This is a genomic window from Streptomyces araujoniae (assembly GCF_050871195.1).
Classification (GTDB): domain Bacteria; phylum Actinomycetota; class Actinomycetes; order Streptomycetales; family Streptomycetaceae; genus Streptomyces; species Streptomyces bacillaris.
Window position 1 is genome coordinate 122,203 of sequence record NZ_CP194070.1, and the last position, 21,877, is coordinate 144,079.

At 73.5% G+C, this 21,877-nt stretch carries 9 protein-coding genes; 1 reads left to right on the forward strand and 8 read right to left on the reverse strand.

Annotation, left to right across the window (positions count from 1 at the left end):
* Positions 1 to 58 precede the first annotated feature (58 nt).
* Positions 59 to 2,338 (reverse strand): serine/threonine-protein kinase, encoded by a 2,280-nt coding sequence (locus tag ACQ9ZG_RS00550; protein WP_499279624.1) that lies wholly within the window; start codon positions 2,336 to 2,338, stop codon positions 59 to 61.
* Between the two features lie 207 nt (positions 2,339 to 2,545).
* Between ACQ9ZG_RS00550 and ACQ9ZG_RS00555 the strand changes: the two genes are divergently transcribed.
* Positions 2,546 to 3,031: a hypothetical protein gene (locus ACQ9ZG_RS00555; RefSeq protein ID WP_109916264.1), complete on the forward strand. Its 486-nt coding sequence runs from the start codon at positions 2,546 to 2,548 to the stop codon at positions 3,029 to 3,031.
* Between the two features lie 72 nt (positions 3,032 to 3,103).
* Here ACQ9ZG_RS00555 and ACQ9ZG_RS00560 read toward each other — a convergent pair whose 3' ends face one another.
* From ACQ9ZG_RS00560 to ACQ9ZG_RS00590, 7 genes are all read right to left on the reverse strand, one after another.
* Positions 3,104 to 5,509 carry an ATP-binding cassette domain-containing protein gene (locus ACQ9ZG_RS00560; RefSeq protein WP_109916265.1) on the reverse strand — a complete coding sequence of 802 codons (2,406 nt, stop codon included), beginning with the start codon at positions 5,507 to 5,509 and terminating at the stop codon, positions 3,104 to 3,106.
* A 99-nt stretch (positions 5,510 to 5,608) separates the two neighbouring features.
* Positions 5,609 to 6,025 carry a VOC family protein gene (locus tag ACQ9ZG_RS00565; protein ID WP_028417068.1) on the reverse strand — a complete coding sequence of 139 codons (417 nt, stop codon included), beginning with the start codon at positions 6,023 to 6,025 and terminating at the stop codon, positions 5,609 to 5,611.
* Between the two features lie 10 nt (positions 6,026 to 6,035).
* Positions 6,036 to 6,455, reverse strand: a complete 420-nt coding sequence (locus ACQ9ZG_RS00570; protein WP_109916266.1) for a helix-turn-helix transcriptional regulator — start codon at positions 6,453 to 6,455, stop codon at positions 6,036 to 6,038.
* A gap of 186 nt (positions 6,456 to 6,641) precedes the next feature.
* On the reverse strand, positions 6,642 to 7,973 hold the full coding sequence (fabD, locus tag ACQ9ZG_RS00575; RefSeq protein ID WP_109916787.1) for an ACP S-malonyltransferase: 1,332 nt from the start codon (positions 7,971 to 7,973) through the stop codon (positions 6,642 to 6,644).
* Complete coding sequence (locus tag ACQ9ZG_RS00580) at positions 7,973 to 9,037, reverse strand: ketoacyl-ACP synthase III family protein (RefSeq protein ID WP_109916786.1); 1,065 nt, start codon at positions 9,035 to 9,037, stop codon at positions 7,973 to 7,975. Before ACQ9ZG_RS00580 ends, fabD begins: the two co-directional genes overlap by 1 nt.
* Complete coding sequence (locus tag ACQ9ZG_RS00585) at positions 9,034 to 17,424, reverse strand: type I polyketide synthase (RefSeq protein ID WP_499279626.1); 8,391 nt, start codon at positions 17,422 to 17,424, stop codon at positions 9,034 to 9,036. Before ACQ9ZG_RS00585 ends, ACQ9ZG_RS00580 begins: the two co-directional genes overlap by 4 nt.
* Positions 17,417 to 21,865 carry a beta-ketoacyl synthase N-terminal-like domain-containing protein gene (locus tag ACQ9ZG_RS00590; RefSeq protein ID WP_499279628.1) on the reverse strand — a complete coding sequence of 1,483 codons (4,449 nt, stop codon included), beginning with the start codon at positions 21,863 to 21,865 and terminating at the stop codon, positions 17,417 to 17,419. The genes ACQ9ZG_RS00585 and ACQ9ZG_RS00590 overlap by 8 nt, the downstream gene beginning before the upstream one ends.
* Positions 21,866 to 21,877 lie beyond the last annotated feature (12 nt).

A 21,877-nucleotide genomic window follows, 5' to 3' on the forward strand; every position in this document is an offset into this window, starting at 1 on the left:
CCGGCGCCCGTGCCGGGCGTGTCCGGCGCCAGGCCCGGCACCACGCCCCGGCTCCCTCTTACCGCTGGGGCGGCAGGGCGTTCTGGGCGCGGTGGGCGGCGAGGGTGCGGTAGAGCTCGGCGGCCTCGTCCTCGCGGCCGAGGCGGTCCAGGCAGTGTGCCTCGTCGTTGCGGGCGGCGAGGGTCTCCGGGTGGTCGGGGCCCAGTGCTCGGCCGCGTGCCTCCGCGACCTCCCGGTACGCGGTCAGCGCGTCGGACCAGCGCCCCAGCCAGCCGAGGGCGACGGCGACCTCACGGCGGCTGATGACGGTGTCCGGGTGGTCGGGGCCGAGGGCCTCCTCCCGGATCCCGCAGACCCCGCGCGCCTCGGTGAGCGCCTCCTCCCAGTGGCCCATCCGGCCCAGGTTGACGCCGAGCCCGTGGCGGGCGCGGAGCGTCTCGGGGTCGGTCGGTCCGCCCACCCGCGTGCGGTCGGCGACCAGGGCGCGGTACAGCTCCAGCGCCTCCGCACTGCGGCCGAGCCGGCCGAGGCTGATGCCCGCCTCGTAGCGGGCGGCGAGGGTGTCGGGGTGGTCGGCGCCGAGGGTGGCGGCGCGGGCCCGGGCGATGTCCTGGTAGGTCTCCAGGGCTTCCGCCCAGCGCCCCAGCCTGCCGAGGGTGTAGGCGACCTCGTACCGGGTGGCGAGCGTGTCGGGGTGGGTCGCGCCGAGCAGCCGGGCCCGGTCGTCGGCCACCTGGCGGGCCAGCTGCCAGGACTCCTCGGTGCGGCCGAGCCGGCCGAGGTTGAGGGCGAGGTTGTGGCGGCAGCGCAGGGTGTCGGGGTGGTCGGGGCCCATGGACCGTTCCCGGGTGGCGAGGACCGCCGCGTACACCTGGTGGGCCTCGAAGTGACGGCCGAGCTGGCCGAGGACGTACGCGGTCTGCTCCCGCGCCCCGAGGGTCTGCGGGTGGTCGGGGCCGAGGAGGCGCTCGCGGCCCGCGGCGACCTGGCCGAACGCGCGCAGCGCGTCGGCGGCCCGGCCGGTGCGGCTCAGGGTGAGGCCGACCTCGTGCCGGCTGGCGAGCGTGTCCGGGTGGTCGGGCCCGAGGAGGCTCTCGCGCTCGGCGGCGACCGCGCGGTGCACCTCCCCCGCCTCCTCCCAGCGGCCGAGCCGTCCCAGGTCGACGCCCTCGCTGTGGCGGCCCGCGAGCGCGGCGAGCCGGTCGGCGGCGGGGGCGGGGGCCGAACGGGCGGGGGGCACGCCGGTGGAGCCGTCGGTGAGCGGGGGCCGGGGGGCGGCGGTGCTCGCCGCGGTGGTCCAGCGGCGGGTGAGTCCTGCGGCGGGGTCGGGCAGGGCGGGACCCAGCGAGCCGTTGGCCTGGTGACCGGACGTCATTTTACGTGCCCAGAAGGGGAGTTCGGCATCCGGCCGACCGGAACCCGCAGGCCCGGACGTCGGCCGCTCGGGCTCCCGTCGCACAACACCGGCCCCGGGTACGGGCTGTTCGCCCGAGCGGCCGAGCACGATGCGGCGGCGCAGGTCGCCCGCGTCGGCGGGCCGCTCGTCGGGGGCCTTGGCCAGCAGATCCAGGACCACGCGGTCGAAGAAGCCGGGGAGTTCGGCTCGGTGGGTGCGCGGCGGTTCGGGCCGGGTGTCGCGGTGCCCCACAAGGATGGCCCAGGCGTCCGCCAGGTCGAACGGCGGTACGCCGGTGGCGATCTCGTACAGCACACAGCCCAGCGAGTAGAGGTCGCTGCGGTGGTCGACCTCCTTGCCGCCGATCTGCTCGGGCGACATGTAGTGCGGGGTGCCCATGGCGATGCCGGTGGTGGTGAGCCGGGAGCTCATGCCGATGTCACGGCCGAGGCGCGCTATGCCGAAGTCGCAGATCTTCACCGTGCCGTCGGTCAGCCGCATGATGTTGGCGGGCTTCAGATCACGGTGGACGATGCCCTGACGGTGCGTGTAGCCGAGGGCGTCCGCGACCTGTTCCGCGATGTCGACGACATGGTCGACGGGGAGCGGACGCTGCTCGTTCTCCTCCAGGAGCTGGCTGAGGTTCTGTCCGTCCAGCAGCTCCATGACGAGGTAGAGGACGCCCTCGTGCTCTCCGAAGTCGTGGACGACGGTGACGCCCCGGTGCTGGAGGGAGGCGGCGACCCGGGCCTCGCGGCGGAAGCGTTCGCGCAGGATGCGGGTGAACGCCTGGTCGTGCTGGGGGCCCATGGGCTTGAGGCATTTCACGGCGACCAGCCGGCCCAGCGACTCGTCGCGCGCCCGCCACACCTCGCCCATGCCACCGCGCCCGATCAGATCGAGCAGCCGGTACCGGCTCTGGATCAGCCTGGTGTCCGCCATCTGCCGTTTCCCGCCCCCGTCGTTCCCCGCCGCCGGTCCTGCTCCCTCCCCGGCCCGTCCAGTATGGCTGCCTCCCGGCGGAGTCGGTACGGCGACGGGGCGGCCGGCCCGGCGCGTCGCGAGATCGGGAACAATGGCGGGCGCGGCTGTCCTCCGGCGCGGAGGGCGGTTCGCGCCAGGCTGTGCGGTCGACGAGCGGGGGAGAACATGCCCAGGTGGGGGCTGCTGGTGGAACAGAACCTCGGCTTCGGGGGCCAGCGCCGGGTCTGGTCGGGCGGGGTCGTCGACCATGTCGACGGCACCCGTGAGGAGGCGCTGGAGGTCCTGCGGCAGCGCGCCGAGGAGTACCGGCCGGTGCATCCGACGAGCCCGAAGCGGCGGCGGCTCTACCGGGAACGGGACGGGTTCGTCCTGGTGCTGGACGGGGCCTGGCAGAGCTTCCACTGCCGGTTCACGGTGATCGAGCAGCTGTACGACAGCGCCGAGCCGAAGCCCGTACCGCAGCCGGAGGCCGTACCGCAGCCGCCGGACGACCGGGAGCCGGAGCAGGACCCACGGCCGGAACCGGGGCACCCGCTTCCTCCCGCGCCCATGCCTCCGACGACGCCCGCGTCGGCGCCTGCGGAACCGCGGGCGTGGGACGCGGGGGTGCCCGAGGTCCCGTCGTGGCTGAACCGGGACCGGCCGTCCTGAACCGGGCGGCCGGGGCCGGGGGATGGTCCCCGGCCCCGGCCCCGTACACCGGCACGGTGCCGTACGTTCCCGTCACTCCCCCACGTACGCCGCCAGGTGTTCGCCCGTGAGCGTGGAGCGGTCCGCGACCAGATCGGCGGGGGTGCCCTCGAAGACGATCCGGCCGCCGTCGTGTCCGGCGCCGGGGCCGAGGTCGATGATCCAGTCGGCGTGCGCCATGACCGCTTGGTGGTGCTCGATGACGATCACCGACTTCCCGGACTCGACCAGCCGGTCCAGCAGCCCGAGCAGCTGCTCCACGTCGGCCAGGTGCAGACCGGTGGTCGGCTCGTCGAGCACGTACACACCGCCCTTCTCGCCCATGTGGGTGGCGAGCTTCAGCCGCTGGCGCTCACCGCCGGAGAGCGTGGTGAGCGGCTGGCCGAGGCTGAGGTAGCCGAGGCCGACGTCGGAGAGGCGGGTGAGGATCCTGTGCGCGGCGGGGGTGCGGGCCTCGCCCTCGGAGAAGAAGGTCCCGGCCTCGTCCACCGACATCGCGAGCACCTCGCTGATGTCACGGCCGCCGAGGTGGTGGTCGAGGACCGAGGCCTCGAACCGCTTGCCCGCGCACTCCTCGCAGACGGTGGCGATGCCCGCCATCATCGCCAGGTCGGTGTAGAGGACCCCGGCGCCCTTGCAGGTGGGGCAGGCGCCCTCGGAGTTGGCGCTGAACAGGGCGGGTTTCACGCCGTTGGCCTTGGCGAAGGCCTTGCGGATCGGGTCGAGGAGCCCGGTGTACGTCGCCGGGTTGCTGCGGCGGGAGCCGCGGATCGCGGTCTGGTCGACGGAGACGACGTCCTCTCCGGCGGGGATCGACCCGTGGATGAGCGAGCTCTTGCCGGAGCCGGCGACCCCGGTGATCACACAGAGCACCCCGAGCGGGATGTCGACGTCGACGTCCTTCAGGTTGTGCGTGGAGGCGCCGCGGATCTCCAGCGTGCCCGAGGGCGTGCGGACCTCCTCCTTGAGGACGGCCCGGTCGTCCAGGTGGCGGCCGGTGAGGGTCCCGCCGGTGCGCAGGCCGTCCACGGTGCCCTCGAAGCAGACGGTCCCGCCCGCGCTGCCGGCCCCGGGGCCCAGGTCGACGACATGGTCCGCGATGGCGATCGTCTCCGGCTTGTGCTCCACGACGAGCACGGTGTTGCCCTTGTCCCGCAGCCGCAGGAGCAGGTCGTTCATCCGCTGGATGTCGTGCGGATGCAGGCCGATGGTGGGTTCGTCGAAGACGTACGTCACGTCGGTGAGGGAGGAGCCGAGGTGGCGGATCATCTTGACGCGCTGCGCCTCGCCGCCGGAGAGGGTGCCCGAGGGGCGGTCGAGCGAGAGGTAGCCGAGGCCGATCTCCACGAACGATTCGAGGGTGCCGAGGAGGGCGCCGAGCAGGGGCGCCACCGAGGGCTCGTCCAGCTCACGGACCCAGTCGGCCAGGTCGCTGATCTGCAGGGCGCAGGCGTCGGCGATGGAGATCTTCTTGATCTTCGAGGACCGGGCGCTCTCGCTGAGCCGGGTGCCGTCGCACTCGGGGCAGGTGGTGAAGGTGACCGCGCGCTCCACGAAGGCGCGGATGTGCGGCTGCATCGCCTCCTTGTCCTTGGCGAGGAACGACTTCTGGATCTTGGGGATGAGTCCTTCGAAGGTGAGGTTGACGCCCTCGACCTTCACCTTGGTGGGCTCGCGGTAGAGGAAGTCCCGCATCTCCTTCTCGGTGAACTCGCGGATCGGCTTGTCCGGGTCGAGGAACCCCGACTCGGCGTAGGTCCGTACGGTCCACCAGCTGTCGGACTTCCAGCCGGGGATGGTGAAGGCGCCCTCGGTGATCGACTTGGTGTCGTCGTACAGCTGGGTGAGGTCGATGTCGGAGACCGTGCCCCGGCCCTCGCAGCGGACGCACATGCCGCCGGTACGGGTGAAGGTCTGCTTCTCCGTCCTGGTCGCGGCGCCCCGCTGGACGGTGATCGCCCCGCTGGCCTTGACGGAGGCCACGTTGAAGGAGAATGCGTTGGGCGAGCCGATGTGCGGCTTGCCGAGCCTGCTGAAGAGGATGCGCAGCATGGCGTTGGCGTCGGTGGCGGTGCCGACCGTGGAGCGGGGGTCGGCGCCCAGCCGCTGCTGGTCGACGATGATGGCCGTCGTCAGCCCTTCGAGCACGTCGACCTCGGGGCGGGCCTGCGTGGGCATGAAGCCCTGGACGAAGGCGCTGTAGGTCTCGTTGATCAGCCGCTGGGACTCCGCGGCGATCGTGTCGAAGACCAGCGAACTCTTGCCGGAGCCGGAGACCCCGGTGAACACCGTCAGCCGGCGTTTGGGGATCTCGATGTCGACATCCTTGAGGTTGTTCTCGCGCGCCCCGTGCACACGGATCACTTCGTGGCTGTCGGCGACCGGCCGCGCAGCCGACTGCCCCGCCGACCGCGATCCGGTCTTCCCGGCCTTGCTCATCGTCTCTCCATCTGTCGCACCCACGGTGTTGCCCACGTCGTCTTCCCGTCCCGGTTCCGCCGTCCCCGTACGACGGCGGAACCGGTCCGTCGGCGGGCGTCAGCCCTTGCGCGGCTGGTTGAAGCGCAGCATGTTCCCGGCGGGGTCGCGGAAGGCGCAGTCCCGGACACCGTACGGCTGGTCGATCGGCTCCTGGAGCACTTCGCCGCCGGCCGCCCGGATGCGCTCGAAGGTGGCGTCGACGTCGTCGGTGGAGAAGATCACCCCGCGCAGCAGGCCCTTGGCGAGCAGCTCGGCCATGGCCTGCTTGTCGGCGGCCGGGGCGTTGGGGTCGGCGAGCGGCGGTTCGAGGACGATCTCCACGTCCGGCTGGGCCGGGGAGCCGACCGTCACCCAGCGCATCCCCTCGAACCCGACGTCGTTGCGGACCTCCAGACCGAGAACGTCCCGGTAGAAGGTGAGCGCCTTGTCGTGGTCGTCGACGGCGATGAAGGTCTGTGCGAGCTTGATTTCCATGGTCCTCACGCTACGGAGAGGGCCGAGGTTTTGCTTCTCCATTCCTGACCGGTCGCGTGTGGATCTTGGCGACGCAGGCCGGAATGGCGGCACCTTCCTCGTGCGGCCGGGCCCGGTACGCGCTGGGGCTCTCCCCGACCAGCTCGGTGAACCGGGAGCTGAAGGACCCCAGGGACGTACACCCGACCGCGAAGCAGACCTCGGTCACCGAGAGGTCCCCGCGGCGCAGCAGCGCCTTGGCCCGCTCGATCCGGCGGGTCATGAGGTAGCTGTACGGGCTCTCGCCGTACGCCGCCCGGAAGCTGCGGGAGAAGTGGCCGGGCGACATGAGCGCACCCCGGGCCAGCGCGGGTACGTCCAGCGGCTCCGCGTACTCACGGTCCATCCGGTCACGGGCCCGGCGCAACCGGACGAGATCCTCCAGCGTCACCCGGCCATCCTCCCACGGCGGGCCCGACGGCTCGCGGCGTCGGGCCCGCCGCGGCGCGACGCCTGCGATGGGTGCGAGGCCTCCCGTGGGCGCGACGCCGTCCGTGCGTGCGGCGCCTCCCGTGGGCGCGAGGCCTCCCGTCCGCACGGTGGCGGGAGCTGCCGGGGACCCCCGTCGCGGCGCCGCTCACGCGAGGGCGCGGATCGCCTCGATGGTCCGCTCCACGCTGAGGGTTCCGTTCGCACATTCGTGCAGCAGGGCCGTCACCCGTTCGTCCCGGTAGGCGCGCACCGGCGCTGGTGGGGCCTCGGGCGGTGCGGACTGGGGGATGTCGTCGCGGGTCAGGAGGTGGTCGGCCAGGGCGGCGCAGGAACGGTGCTGGAAGATGACGTCCGGTTTGACGGGAACGCCGAGGACCGTCGCGGCCCTGCGGGCCAGGCGCACGTAGATGATGGAGTTCAGGCCGAGCTGCCGGAACGACGCGTCCTCGTCGAAGCCCAGCGCCTCGTCACCGATCTCCGGCTGGAGGATCTCGCGCCTGATGCGGTCGATCAGGTCCCGGCGCGGATCGGGCCCGGACGCCGCCTCGGGCTCTCGTACGGACTCCGGTGCGGGCTCTTCCGCGGGCTCCGGCGCGGGCTCGTGGGCGGGCTCCGGTGCGGTCTCCTGCTCGGCGGTGATCCGGTCGATGAGTGAGGTGAGCACTTTCGATTCGCCCAATTCCGTGAAGACCGACACGCCCGCGTCCCGCAGATACCGGATGGAGTCGGTCCAGCGGACGGGCTTGGCGATCTGCTCGGCGAGCAGGTCGCGGATCTCCCGCGCATCGGGGCCGAAGGGCCGGCCGGTCACGTTGGAGATGACCGGTGTCCGCAGGTCGCCCACCTCGACCGAGGCCAGCAGGGAGCGGAAGCGGTCGGCGGCCGGGGCCATCGCCGGAGCGTGGAAGGGGCCGCTGACGCGGACCGGGACGAAGCCCCGGAAACCCTCCTCCTTCTCGAAGGCCGGCTTGATCCGGGCCAGCTCCTCGCGGCTGCCGGAGAGCACGAACTGTTCGGGCGCGTTGTAGTTGGCGATGACGACGCCGGTGGCACCCTGGCGCTTCAGGATGTCGTGGACGGTCTGCTCGGAGAGGCCGACGACCGCGGCCATCGCACCGCCGCTGACCTGGCTCATCAGTTCCGCACGGCGTCGCACCAGCGTCAGGCCGGTTTCGAAGTCGAAGGCGCCGGCCGCGAACAGGGCGCTGTACTCACCGAGGCTGTGGCCCGCGAGGAAGTCCGCGGGAGGCAGGTCCTCCCGCGCCGCCGACCAGTGCAGCGCGTTGACGACGTAGATCGCGGGCTGCGCGTACGCGGTGTCGGACAGCCGTCGTTCCGGGTTCTCCAGACAGAGCTCCTCGACCGGGTAGCCGAGCACCAGGTCGGCGCGGCGGCAGAGGTCGGGGAACCGTCCGAAGAGGCTCCGCCCCATCCCCTTCTTCTGGGTGCCCTGTCCCGGGAACACGTGGCAGCGCATCAGATCCGCCCGCCTCCGAGGCCGGATCCGGCCGACGGTGCCGGCCACTCGGGAAGCTCGGTGATCCGGACCACGGCGCACGTCCAGGTGAAGCCGGCGCCGACGCCGAGCAGCATGCAGAGGTCACCGACGTCCACGGCGCGCTGCTCCACCAGGTGGCCGAGTCCGGCGATCTGGTCGCCCGCGCCGAGGTGGCCGACGGTACGGCCCCAGGACCAGGTCGTGAGGTCGAGGTCGATGTCGAGTGCGGCGAGGACCTCGCGCTGCAGCACGATGCGGCCGAAGTGCGGTACGACGAACCGGGCGATGTCCCCGAGACCGGTGTCCACGTCGCGCAGGGCGCGGTCGACGCAGTCGCTCAGACCGGCCCGGAACCGGCGGGTGAACTCGTCGAGTTCCACGTCTCCCAGGTACTGCAGTTTGCGCAGCCGCAGATCGATGGGGAGCGTGGGGTCGTGGTGGGGCGTGAAGGGCGCGTCGCCGCGGTGCAGGCGCTCCAGGGTGGGGTCCGACACCGTCGAGGTGCTCAGTACCCGGGCGAACCCGGACCTCTTGCTGAGCACCATGGCCGACGCGCCGTCGCCGGGGACGATGCCGATGTCGCTGTTCCAGCGGTCGATCGCCGGTGGACTCACCTTGTCGGCGGTGGTCACCAGCGCCGCCACGTCGTCGGTGGCCGCGAGGGAGCGCGCCGCGATGTCCAGCGCGGTCATGCAGCCGTTGGAAGCGTTCTTGACCTCGAAGGCGAGGGCCGAATGGTCCCCGAGGACCTCACGGTGGATGTAGGAGGCCGTCGGGTAGAGCTCGAGGCCTTGGAAGTACACGCAGGCGTGCAGCAGCAGCGCGATGTCCTCGGCCCGGTGCCCCGACCTCTCCAGGGCGTCCCGGGCAGCGGCCACCGCCATCTCGGGCGGAGCTTCGTCCGTGGCCTCGCAGACCGATTCCAGCTGTGTGTCCTCGGCGTCCTGGGCGTCGAACAGGCCGTCGGCGACGGCCTGTTCGACCTTGGTCGCCGGGGGCAGGTAGGTGGCGACACCCGCGATGAACAGGGCCTCTGTCTTCACTTCTCGTTCCTTTTCAGGGTGGTGGCGTCGTGGAGCAGGAGCCCGGCGATGGCCTCGGCGGTCGGGTAGTCGAACACCAGGGTGGCGGGCAGCGTGGTGTCCAGCCGCTTGGCGAGGCGTTTGCGCAACTGGACCATGGTGAGCGAGTCGATCCCGAGGGAACGCAGCGCCCGGTCGGCCGGGACGCTGTCGGGTCCGGGCAGGCCGAGCACGTCGGCGACTTCGCCGCGGACGAGATCGAGCAGCAGAGCCGGCCGTTCGGCTTCGGAGGCCTCCGCCATCCGCGTGTCGAGCGACTGCGCGGTCCCGGCGGCTTCGGCCCCGCGCGCTTCGGGGGTGCGCCGGAGCATGCCGCGCAGCAGGGGCGGCGCTTCGGCATCGCCCAGCGCGTGTCGCAGCGATGCCAGTTCCAGGCGTACGGGCATCAGCTGGGGCTCGAGCCGCGCGAGTGCGACGTCCAGGGCGTGCAGGCCCTCGGTCAGGGTCAGGGCGCCGATCCCCTGGCGCCGCAGACGTCCCAGCTCGGCCTTGCCGAGGTGGGCGGTCATGCCCACTCCGGCCTGTTCCCAGAGCCCGAAGGCGAGGCTGAGTCCGGCGAGGCCCCGCTTGCGCCGGTTGGCCGCCAGGGCGTCCAGCGTCGCGTTGGCCGCCGCGTACCCGCTCTGTCCGGCGGTGCCCAGCGTTCCGGCCGCCGAGGAGAAGAGGACGAACGCGGCCAGGTCCAGCCGTTCGGTCAACTCGTCGAGCAGCCGGGCGCCTTGGACCTTGGGTGCCATCACCCGGTGCAGCCGCTCCGCGGTGAAGCCCTCCACCAGGCCGTCGTCGAGCACCCCGGCGAGGTGGAACACGGCCGTGAGGGGGTGGCCCGGGTCGATCCCCTCCAGTACCGCGGCCACCGCGGCCCGGTCCGCGATGTCGCCCGCGACCAGGTCCACCCGCTCGGCGCCCGCGGCTTCGAGTTCCCGTACGGACGAGTCCGCTCCGGGGGCGTTGCCACCGCGCCGCGAGAGCAGCACGAGCCGCCGCACCCCGTGCGCGCGGACCAGGTGCGCGGCGAGCGCGCTGCCCAGCTCACCGAGACCGCCGGTGATCAGTACCGTGCCGTCCGGGTCGAGGGCGCGTGGCAGGGTCAGGACGGTGGTGTGGGCGGCGTTCCGCTGCGCGTGGCGCAGGGCGTGCGGCGCTTCGCGTACGTCGAAGGCGGTGAACGTCCCCTTGGCGTGCGGGGGTTCGGTGGCGGAGGGGGCGGCGGCCGCCTCGGCGAAGGTGAGGTCCGCGGGCATCGGCCTGAGGGCGGCGCCGTCCACGAGGATCTCCGTGCCGAGCGCGGCTGCCGCACGGCCGACGACCCGGTCTCCGGCGCGTACGGAGGTGACGCCGCTGCCCACCTCCCTGACGGTCCCGGCGAAGTCCAGGGCCCGCGCCCGCTCCGGGCTCATCGCGGCGGCCCGTACCCCGACACGGACCTCCGACGGCGCGACCGGCTCCGGCGCGCCCTCGTCGTGCGGGGCGGCGATGACGTCCACCCGGCCGTCCTCCCGCCGGTGCAGGTGCCAGCCGCCTCCGTCCGGCAGGACGAGCGCGTCGGTCTCCTCGACGGTGGGCCTGGCCCGTGGCACGTGGACGGTCGCGCCGCGCAGGACGCACTCCGGCTCGCCGCCGGTCCCGGTCACGCGGGCCAGGAGCGGGAAGTCCGGGGTGCCTGGACCGAGGTCGACCAGGCGCAGGACGCGCTCCGGTTGTTCCGTGCGGGCCGTACGGACCATGCCCCACACCGCGGCGTGGGCCCAGTTCCGTACCCGGTCGTCAGGGCCCGAGGCCACCGCGTCCCGGGTGATCCAGACCAGCTCCGTGCCCTGGAGCCGGGCATCACCGAGGCAGACCTGAAGCGTGCGCAGCGTTTCGGCGGCGCTCCGTTCCGCGTCCTGCCCCTGGGCGGACGCGCTGTCGGGCAGCGCGAACAGCAACCGCCGGGGCGCATCCGTCCGGCCCTCCAGCCGCGTCACGAGGGCGTCCAGGTCGGGTACGGCGTCGGCGCCGAGCCCCGCGCCCAACGACGCGTCACCGACCACGAGGGTGGGCGCGGGATCGGGGGTTTCGGCCCGGGGGTGTACGGGTTCGAAGCCGACGCGGTAGAGGTGCTCGGCGAACGGGTGTCCTCGCCGTCGGCCGGGCTGGAACTTCAGCCCGCCGATCCGGGCCACCGGTCGGCCCGCCGGGTCGGCCAGCCAGACGGTGGCCGGGGCGAGGTCCCCGTCCCCGGCGGATCCGTACGACACGCGCACGGTCAGTTCTCTGCCCGCGGCACGGAACAGTTCGACGTCCGACCAGATGAACGGGACGAGCGGACCGGGGGCCGCGCCCGCCTCCATCAGACCGGCGACGACGACCTGGAGAGCCGCGTCGAACAACGCCGGATGCAGGCCGTGTCCGCCCGGGTCCAGCGCGTCGGGAAGGGACACCCGGGCGTGGTGGACGCCGTCGTGGCAGGTGAGTACGCGCAGTCCCCGGAACGCCGGACCGTAGTCGAGCCCGTTGGCGAGGGCGCGTCCGTAGAAGGCTTCGGTGTCGAGGGTACGGGCCTCGGGCAGCGGCCGGTCGCCGAGGCCGGGCGGCGGTGTGGCGGCGGCACCCTCGCGGGTCACGCACTCCCCGGTCGCGTGCTGCTGCCAGACCAGGGGCTCGTCCGTGTCCTCGGGCTGGCTGTGGAACGCGAAGGGGCGCCGTCCGTGCGCGTCCGGAACACCGACGGTGGCCTGGATCCGCCGTGCGCGGCCCGGCAGGAGGACGACCGGCTCCAGCAGCGTCAGGTCCGCCAGGGCGTCGGCGCCCGCGGTCCGGGCGGCGGACAGCGCGGCGTCGGCCAGTCCCGCGCCCGGCACGTAGACCTGCCCGCCGACGACGTGATCGGCCAGCCAGGGAAGGTCGTCGAGCGACAGCCGTCCGGTGAACAGGTGGCCGCCGCCGCCCGCGAGCGTCGTGGTCGCGTCGAACCACGGGTGACCGTCAGAGGAATGACGTTCCGTCACCGAGGCGGGTCCGGAGGGGAGGTCACCGAGCCAGAAGCGTTGGCGTTGGAACGCGTACGTCGGGAGGTCGGCCCTCCCGGCGCTCCGGGGTCCGAGGACACGCTCCCAGTCCAGCGGGAAGCCCCGCTCGAACAACTCGGCCGCCGCACGCCAGAGTTGGTCCACACCGCCCCGGGGGTCCCCGGAGAGCGTGGTGATCTCGACGAAGGTTCCGAAGCCCTCGCCGCGCAGCCGCTCCAGCGCGCGGTCGAGCGTGTCGGGTTCCGGCTCCGGCAGGTCGCGGAACCCGTGGTCCCCGCCGAGCCGCGGCCCCGTTACGACCTGGCCCGTCCGGACCGAATAGAGGGGGACGGACGTGCGGGCAGGGACGATCCCCGCCGTCGTACCGTCGGCCGCTTCCGCCGAGCGCGCTCCGGCCTGCAGGGCGACGGCGCGGGCGCCGTCCGCCAGGCTCACCGCGCCGCTCACCACGGCGGCGGCGACCTCGCCCCATGCGTCGCCCGCCACCACCGCCGCAGGCTCCACTCCCCAGCTGCGCCACAGGGCCGCGAGTCCGAGCGATGTGGCGAACAGCGTGCACGGCTGCGCGTCCGGACCGTTCCGGTCCCTCTCGCCGCGCAGCGCCTCCAGCACGGACCAGCCGGTCAGCGGCGCGAGGACGGCGTCGCACTCCGCCACGGTGTCGCGGAACACCGGGCTCTGCTCCAGCAGTTGACTGCTCGCACCCGGCGGCCGCGTGTCCCGGCCGCCGAAGACGAAGGCGGTCTTCCCCGGCGCCGGGCCGGAGCCGGGCTCGACCGCCCGCAGGGCTGCGGCGGCCTCCGTGGCGTCGCCCGCGAAGACCACGGCGCGGGCGTCGAGGTGCGTACGGCCGACGGCGGAGGTGTGGGCGATGTCCCGCATCGGCGCGGCGGGCCGCGCGTCGAGCCACTCGGCCCAGTGCCGGGCCTGCGCGCGCAGGGCGGCCGGGTCGGTGCCCGAGATCACCAGCGGGTGGACGGGGCCGTCGCCGGGCCGGTCCGCGACGACGGTCTCCGGTGCCTCCGGCGCTTCCTCGATGATGACGTGCGTGTTCGTGCCGCTGATACCGAACGAGCTGACACCGGCGCGACGCACCCGCCGGGTCCGGGGCCACTTCCTCGGCTCCCGCAGAAGCTCCAGTTCGCCGCCTGTCCAGTCGATCCGGGTGTTCGGCTTCTCCGCGTGGAGCGTGCGGGGCAGCAGTTCGTGCTGGAGGGCCAGCACCATCTTGATGACGCCGATGACGCCGGAGGCCGCCTGGGCGTGGCCGATGTTGGATTTGGCCGATCCCAGGTGCAGGGGTCGTACGCGGCCGGCGAAGACCGAGGCGAGGGCTCCGGCCTCGATGGGGTCGCCGAGGACGGTGCCGGTGGCGTGCGCTTCGACGGCGTCGATGTCGGCCGGGGTCAGGCCCCCGTCGGCCAGGGCACCGCGCACCACGCGCTGCTGCGCGAGGCCGTTCGGGGCGGTGAGGCCCTGGCTGCGGCCGTCCTGGTTCATGGCGGTGCCCCGTACGACGGCCAGGACGCGGTCGCCGTCGCGCCGCGCATCCGAGAGCCGCTTGAGCACCAGGACACCGCAGCCCTCCGCCCAGCTCGTGCCGTCGGCGTCGTCGGCGAAGCTCTTGCAACGGCCGTCGGCGGCAAGCCCGTTGAGGCGGCTGAACTCGACGAAGATCTGCGGGGTGCTCATCACGGTCACTCCGCCGGCGAACGCCAGGTCGCATTCGCCGCTGCGGAGCGCCTCGCACGCCAGGCGCAGGGCCACGAGCGAGGAGCTGCAGGCGGTGTCGATGGTGAGCGCGGGCCCGGACAGGCCGAGGGTGTAGGAGACCCGGCCGGAGATCAGGCTCGACCCGTTGCCGGTGATCTTGTAGCCGTCGCTGCTCCCGACGTCCCAGCGGCGGGCGATGTCGTAGTCCGAACTCATCGATCCGATGTAGACGCCCGTGTTGCCGCCTTCGAGGGACGCGGTGCGCAGGTTGGCCCGCTCGATCGCCTCCCATACGACTTCCAGGACGAGCCGCTGCTGCGGGTCCAGGGAGAGCGCCTCACGCGGGCTGAGGCCGAAGAACGCGGCGTCGAAGTCCTCGACGTCGCGTACGAAGCCGCCCCTGCGCTCGAAGCGCCTGCCGGTGGCGGCGCGCTCCGTCTCCTCGATGGTGCCGAGATCCCATCCGTCCCAGCGGCGGGGGAACGGGGAGGAGGCTTCGCGGCCGTCGGCGAGGAGGTCCCAGAACGCCTCGGGCGTGTCGATCCCGTCCGGAAGCCGGCAGGCCATGGACACGATCACGACGGGGTCGTCCTCGTCGGGCCGTACGGGCACCGCGGCGACGGCGGACGCGGCTTCCTGGGCGCCGTCCTGCGGGTCCTGCGCGTCGGCGTGCGTCAGCAGCAGGGCCGCGATCGCTCGCGGGGTCGGGTAGTCGAAGGCGAGCACCGTGGGCAGCGGGACCCGCGTGCGTGCGCTGAGCCGGTTGCGCAGCTCGACCACCATGAGGGAGTCGAAGCCCTGTTCCCGCAGGGTCAGATCGGGGCGCACGGCGTCCACGGGCCGGCCGAGCAGGGCCGCGGCCTCCTGCGTGACGAGCGCGACCACCGATCCCGGACGCTCGGGTTCGGGCAGTGCCAGCACGTCCTCGCGCCACGAGGCCGTGCCGGCCGGCGGGATCGTGTCGTCGGTCTCGTCCAGCCAGTAGCGGCGGCGTTCGAACGCGTACGTCGGCAGGTCCGTCCTGTACGTGTCCGAGGCCGGGAACACCCGCTGCCACGGGACGGGGACACCTTGGACGTGCAGCTCCGCGAGCGCCCGCAGCGGCTGTTCGAGCCCGCCGCGACCACGGCGCAGGCTGCCCACCACCACGGCGGCCGCGTCGGCCTCGGTTCCCTGTGCCAGGGCTATCTGGAGCACCGGGTGCGGGCTCACCTCGACGAAGGTCCCGAAGCCGTCCGCCCGCAGGCGTTCCAGCGCGCGGTCGAAGCGGACCGGCTCGCGCAGGTTGCGGCACCAGTAGTCCGCGTCGAGTTCCGGACCGGCTGCCCGCTCCCCCGTCACGCTCGAATAGAAGGCGATCTCCGTCTCCGTGGAGGCGAGGCCCGTGAGCTGTTCGCGCAGGGCGGGCAGCAGGACGTCCATGTGGGGGCTGTGCGAGGCGTAGTCCACGTCCACGCGCTGGCAGTACGCGCCGGTGGCCTCCATCTGCGCGAGGAAGCGGTCCAGCGCTTCGGCGTCTCCGGCCACGACGGTCGAGCGCGCGGTGTTCACCACCGCGACGGACAGCGCGTCGCCGTAGGCCGCCAGTTGCCCGGTGACCTCGCCCACCGGGCGCTCCACGAGCCCCATCGCCCCGTCGGGTGCCCGGTCCTGCACGGCCCGGGCGCGCAACGCCACGATGCGGGCGCCGTCCGCCAGGCTCAGCGCCCCGGCGACGACCGCCGCGGCCACCTCGCCCTGGCTGTGGCCGACGACCGCCGAGGGCTCGACGCCCCAGGCGCGCCACATCGCGGCGAGCCCGACGTACATCGCGAACAGGGCCGGCTGCACCACGTCCGTACGGGTGAGGGGCGGCGCGACGCCGTCCTGTCCCCGGACGACCGCGGCGACCGAGAACCCGGTGTGCGGGGCGAGGGCTTCGTCGCAGGCCGTCACCGCCTCGCGGAACGCCTCGTTCTGCTCCCAGAGCGACCGGCCCATCCCCCACCACTGGGCGCCCTGGCCGGGGAAGACGAACGCGACACGGCCGCGCTCGGCGAGCGCGCCCGTCACCACCGCGTCGTGGCTCTCGTCGGCGGCGAGCGCCCGCAGTCCGGCCACGGCCTCGTCCGCCGTACCGGCGATCACCGCGCCGCGCGCGGGGTGATGCGTGCGGGTCGTCGCCAGCGCGTGGGCGACGTCGGACAGGCTCGTGCCGGGCGCCTGTCCGAGGTGTTCCGCCAGCCGTGCGGCGTTGCGCGCGAGCGCGTCCGGGTTCGTGCCGGAGACCGCGAGGCAGACCGGACCGCCCTCATCGGGTGCGGCCGGTGCCGACGGGCTCCCGGGCGCCTCACCGAGGGCGACATGGGCGTTGGTGCCGCCGTATCCGAAGCTGCTCACCCCCGCGAACCTCGGCCCGTCCGGCCAGGCGGCCGCCTCGGTGACCACGTCCAGCCGTTCGGCGGAGAAGTCGATGCGCGGGTTCGGTGTGCGGAAGTGGAGGCTCGGCGGGAGGACGCCGTGGTGCACCGCCAGCGCGGCCTTGACGAGCCCGAGCACACCGGCCGCCGCTTCGAGATGGCCGAAGTTCGTCTTCGCGGAGCCGATCCGCAGCGGCGCGGGCCGGCCGGGCCCGAACACGGTGCCGAGCGCGCCCGCCTCCGTCACGTCGCCCAGGGGCGTGCCCGTGCCGTGCGCCTCGACGTACGCCACCGACGACGGTGCGACCCCGGCGTTCTCCCACGCCGACCGCAGCACCTCCGTCTGCGCCTCGTGGCCGGGGGCGGTCAGTCCGTCCGTGGCGCCGTCGTTGTTGACGGCGCTGCCGTGCACCAGTGCGTAGACGCGGTCGCCGTCCGCGAGCGCGTCGGAGAGCCGGCGCAGGGCGACCACCGCGCAGCCCTCGCCCCGGGCGTAGCCGTCGCCGTCGGCGTCGAAGGCCCGGCAGAGGCCGTCGGGGCTCTGGGTGCCGAGCTTCGTCATGGCCACCGAGGTGTTCGGGTGCAGCATCAGGTTGACGCCGCCGGCGAGGGCGAAGTCCGACTCGCCGGAGCGCAGGCTCTGCACGGCGAGGTGCACCGCGACCAGGGAGGAACTGGACGCGGTCGCCACGCCCATCGCCGGGCCGCGCAGCCCGAGCGCGTAGGCGATGCGGGACGGGATCACCGAGTTGTCCCAGCCGATGGCCGAGTGGGCGTGGATCGCCTCGGCGGCGCCCTGGGTGAACAGCGGGTACTCCTGCCACATCGCGCCCATGAAGACGCCGGTGCGAGTGCCCGCCAGGCTCGCGGTGGAGCGCCGCGCGTCCTCGACGGCGGCGCACGCCACCTCCAGGGCGATCCGCTGCTGCGGGTCCATCTGCCGTGCCTCGGCCGGAGGGATGCCGAAGTGCTCCGCGTCGAAGCCCGCGACGTCGTCGAGGAAGCCGCCCCGGCGGTTCGCCGCGCCGCCGGACGCCTCCGCCGCGGCCCAGGCGGTGACGTTCCAGCGGTCGTCCGGCACCTGGCGCACCGCGTCGACGCCGTCGAGCAGCGCCTGCCAGAGCCCGGTCGGGTTCTCGATCCGGGCAGGCAGCCGGCAGCCGATGCCGACGATCGCCACCGGCTCGTGGCGGCCGTACGTCCGGGCGTCGGTCAGGTCAGACACGGGTGGCCCCGATCTCGTCGGGCGCGTAGAGCGCCAGGCAGGTCTCCTCGATCGCGGCGAGCGGCTCCGCGTCGTTCAGGATCGTCATGTGGTTGGCGGCGTCGATCTCCACCAGGCGGAGGCCCGGCAGCTCGCGCTCCCAGTCCTGCCGGTAGTTCACGTGGTCGAGGGAGAAGGTCTCGCCCGCGACCTGGAAGTAGGGTTCGACCTCGCCCAGGAAGAGCCCGCGCCGGTTGTGGAAGTAGGTGCACACCACGGCTTCCGGCCGTGGCAGGGGCCTGATGGTGTGCTCCCCGAGCCGGTAGGCGAGCTGGATCGCCATGGTGCGCCTGACGAACCGCGCGGTCCGGTCGGGTCTCATGGCGAGTCCGCGCTCGGCCGCCAGCTCCGCGAGCCGCAGGACGAACGCGTCCTCGTCCAGGTCCTCCGCGATCTCGTCCCGGTGGATCAGACGGGCCCGCAGGACCGCCGGGTCCTTCTCCCCCGGGGGCCAGAGCAGGGAGTTGACGACCTGGAGGGCGGCGCTCCGGGCCGACTGGAACCCGTTCGCGTTCGCCTTCGCCAGGCCGGTCCCGTCCGGCGAGTCCACCATCGTGAGCGAGGCCACGTCCTGGCCCTGCTCCTGCAGCCGCCGGGTCACCTCGTAGGCGACGATGCCGCCGAGGCAGAATCCGCCGACGTCGTACGGCCCTTCGGGCTGCACCGAGCGGATGATCCCGGTGTAGTGCTCGGCCATGGCCGTGACGCCCTCGATCGGCGCGTCCTCGGACAGCAGGCCGCGGGCCTGGATGCCGTGGAAGGGCCGGTCGATCCGCGCGGCGATGGTGCGGTAGGACTCGACGCCGGCGAGTGCGCCGTGGATCCAGAAGACCGGCCTGCCCTCGGCGGCGCCGTTGAGGCGCACCAGTTCGGGGGCCGGCGCGCGCGTGGGGCGGACCTCCGCTGCGGTCAGCCTGGCGACCACGTCGTCCAACGTGTCGTGCGGCTGCCACCATTCGGGCCGGAACCCCGGGAACACGCTGGTGATCCGGCCCAGCATCGCGACCAGCAGCAGGGAGTTGAGACCGTAGTCCGCGAGCGATCTCGTGCCGTCGATCTCGTGGCGCGGGAGGCCCAGCACCGAGGCGACGAGGTCGGCGACGAAGGCCTCGCGGTCCTCGCCCTCGGGAACGCCCGCGTCTGTGTGCGCCGCCTGATCCGGCTGCGGTGTCTGCTCGGCGAAACAGGTCAGCCGTGCGAAGGGGTAGCCCGGCAGGGGGATCCGTCCGCGCCGGGCGCCGCGGTGCATCGGGGCCCAGTCGATGGACGTGCCCGCGGCCCACTGCTCCGCCACGTCGTCGAGACGCGCCGGCTGCCCGTCGGGCCCGGCTCCGGCCGCGGGATCGACGCCGTCGGCGAACGCCACGCGGGCGAGCGTGTCCGGGTCTCCGTCGAGCCAACCGCCCAGCGTCCGGGCGGCCTCGTCGGTGCTCCGCGCGACGAACGCCAGCCGGCAGCCCATCGCCTCCCGGCCGACCTGCAGGGTGTACGCGATGTCCGCCCAGGAGCGCGGATCCGCCCCGGCCAGCCGCTGCGTCAGCCGGCGCGCCCGCTCGCGCAGGCCGTCGGCGTTCCGCGCGGAGAGCACGAGCACCTGCGCCCCGGGCTCGTCGTCCGGGTGCGCGGAGGCGGGGTTCCCGGAGGCGATGTGCTGCTCCAGGACGACATGCGCGTTCACGCCGCCGATCCCGAAGCTGTGCAGGCCCGCGCGGCGCGGCAGCGGGCGGCCCGCGTCGTCGGTGCGCTCGGGCCAGGGCAGGTTCCGCGTGGCGATGCGCAGCCGCGTCCCCTTGAGGGGGAGGTCGGGGTGCGGCTGCCCGAACCCCGGGATCGCCGGGATGACGCCGTGCCGTATCGCCTGCGCGGTCTTCACCAGCGCGGCCAGGCCGGAGACCACCTCCGTGTGCCCGATGCAGGGCTTCACGTTGCCCAGGTACGTCACGTCCTCGCCGTCGCCCTCCCCTCGGTGCCCGGCGCCGAGCGCGGCCAGCTCCGCGCTGTCCGCGAGCAGCGAACTCATGCCGTGGGTCTCGATGTAGTCCACGGCGCCCGGGTCGATCGCGGCGTCGGCGTGGGCGTGCGCGACGGCGGCCTTCATGCCCCTGATGTTCGGTGCCGTGAAGGACACGCCCCTGCCGCCGTGGGCCACGCCGGTGCCGCGTACGACGCAGTGGACGAAGTCCCCGTCCTCCAGGGCCCGCCGCAGTGGTTTGACGAGTACGGCGGCGACGCCCTCGCTGCGCGCCGTACCGTCGGCGCCCTCCTGGAAGGGCCGGACGTCGCCGCCCGGGCTGAGCATCCCCGCGGCCCGCATCCCGCCGAACCCCATGGGCGACATCACCAGGTTCACCCCGCCGACGATCGCCTGCTCGCACTCGCCGTCGCGGATGGACCGGATCGCCCGGTGCAGGGCCACGAACGAGGACGAGCACGTCGTGTCGTACTGCTCGCTCGGGCCCTCGAGGTCGAGCAGGTACGAGATCCGGTTGGGCACCATCGCGGGCGACGGCAGGCTCAGCAGGTCCCTGGCCGCGGGCCGGTACTCGCTCTGGGTCGTGGCGACGAAGACGCCCGTGGGCCGGCGCCGCAGCTCGGCGGGCCGGTAGCCCGCGTCCTCGACGGCGTTCCACGACGCCATCAGCAGCAGGCGCAGCTCCGGCGTCACCTGGCGCGCCTCGGTCATCGACATGCGGAAGAAGAGCGGATCGAACTCATGGACGCCGTCGAGGAACCCGCCCCGCAGCTCGGCTGCCCCGTCGCCGTGGCCCGCCCAGTCCGGACGGTTCCGCGGCGGTGCGGTGATGCACCGGCCGCCCTGTTCGACGATCCGCCAGAACGCGTCGGCGTCGTCGGCACCGGGGAAGCGTGCGGCCATGCCGACGACCGCCATGGCGTCGAGCGCGGCTTCGTCCGGCTCGGGCCGGGGCTGTACGGGACCGGGCGCCGGGTCCGGTGGTGCGGGCTCCGGCGGCAGCGTCCCCCGCAGCTCCTCCGCGTACTCGGAGACGATGAACTCGCCCAGCTCGGCGAGGGTGTTGTGCTCGAACAGCACCGTGATGTCGAGGTCGATGCCGAGCCTCCCGCCGAGGGTCCGGGCCACGTTCACCGCGAAGATCGAGTCGAGTCCGTAGCCGGAGAAGGGCTCGTCCCGCGCGATCCTCGTCCGCGGGATGTCCAGCGCCTCCGCCAGCACGTCGAGCGCGACCGCCTCGATACGGGCTTGCAGCCGGTCCCCGGGCTCGCTCCCGGCAGGGTGGCCGGTCACGGCGCGTGCCGGGCTCTCGGGCACCGGCACCGGCTCCGCCGACGGCGCGGACGGACGCGGACGGGTGACCGGCTGCCGTACGACGCCGTCGCTCTCGGCCACGATGATCTGCTGTCCCAGATCCTCGGCGTGCCGCGCGGGCCGAGCGATGGCGCGGAATCCCTCCTGCGTCAGGACGCGCTGCCAGGTGTCCGTGGAGAGCAGCGGGCAGCCCGCGATCCGCAGGTGCGGGTCCTCGTAGCGCCACCATCCGTCGAGGAGGCCGAACGAGAACTGGCTGAGCAGGTTGTTCGCGGTCAGTTCGTTCAGGACCAGCACCCCGCCGGGCCGGAGCAGCGCCTTGGCGTTGCGCAGGGTGTGGCGGATGTCGCGGGTGGCGTGCAGGACGTTGGCGGCGACCACGGCGTCGTACGCGCCGAGGGTGGGCCCCTGGTCCGCCACCGGGCGCTCGATGTCCAGGACCCCGTAGGTCAGCCAGGGGTTCTCCGCGCCGAACGAGCGCTCCGCGTGGTTCAGGAAGGCCCTCGACAGGTCGGTGTAGCAGTACTCGCGCACGTCCAGCCGCGCGGAGCGCAGTGCCTCCAGGACGACGGCGCTCGTGGCGCCCGTACCGGCGCCGACCTCCAGGATCCGCGCTCCGTCCCCCGGCCGGGCCTGGGCCGTCCGGTGCAGCCGTGCCACCAGGTCGGCGGCCAGCACCCGGTTGAAGAACGCGGACGCCGGGTTGGTCGCGTAGGCGTTCTGCACCAGTTCCAGCGATCCGCCGGGGAAGAGGACCTCGGTGGCCGGCCGCCGTCCGCCGAGGATGTCGGGGAAGGCGCGTAAGGCGGTCTCCACCAGGAGGTGGGTGGCAGCGAGGTCGGGATTCCGCCGCCACGCGGGGCTTGCCGCCTCCCACTCGCGCCACAGCTGCTCGATCGGCCGGTGCGGCCCGGCAGCGTCGAGGAGGATCCTGCCGTCCCGCCGGTCGAGGCGGCCGGCCTCCTCGAAGATGCGCAGGCACTCGTCGAACCAGGCCCCGTACCCGGGCGCGAGGCCCGCCGACTCCCGTGCGGCCTCCGGCGTCTGCCCGGATTCGCGGAACGCGCCGAGCGTGCGCAGGTGGGACCAGAGGAAGTCGAGCAGCAGCTGTTTCATGATCAGTCCCTT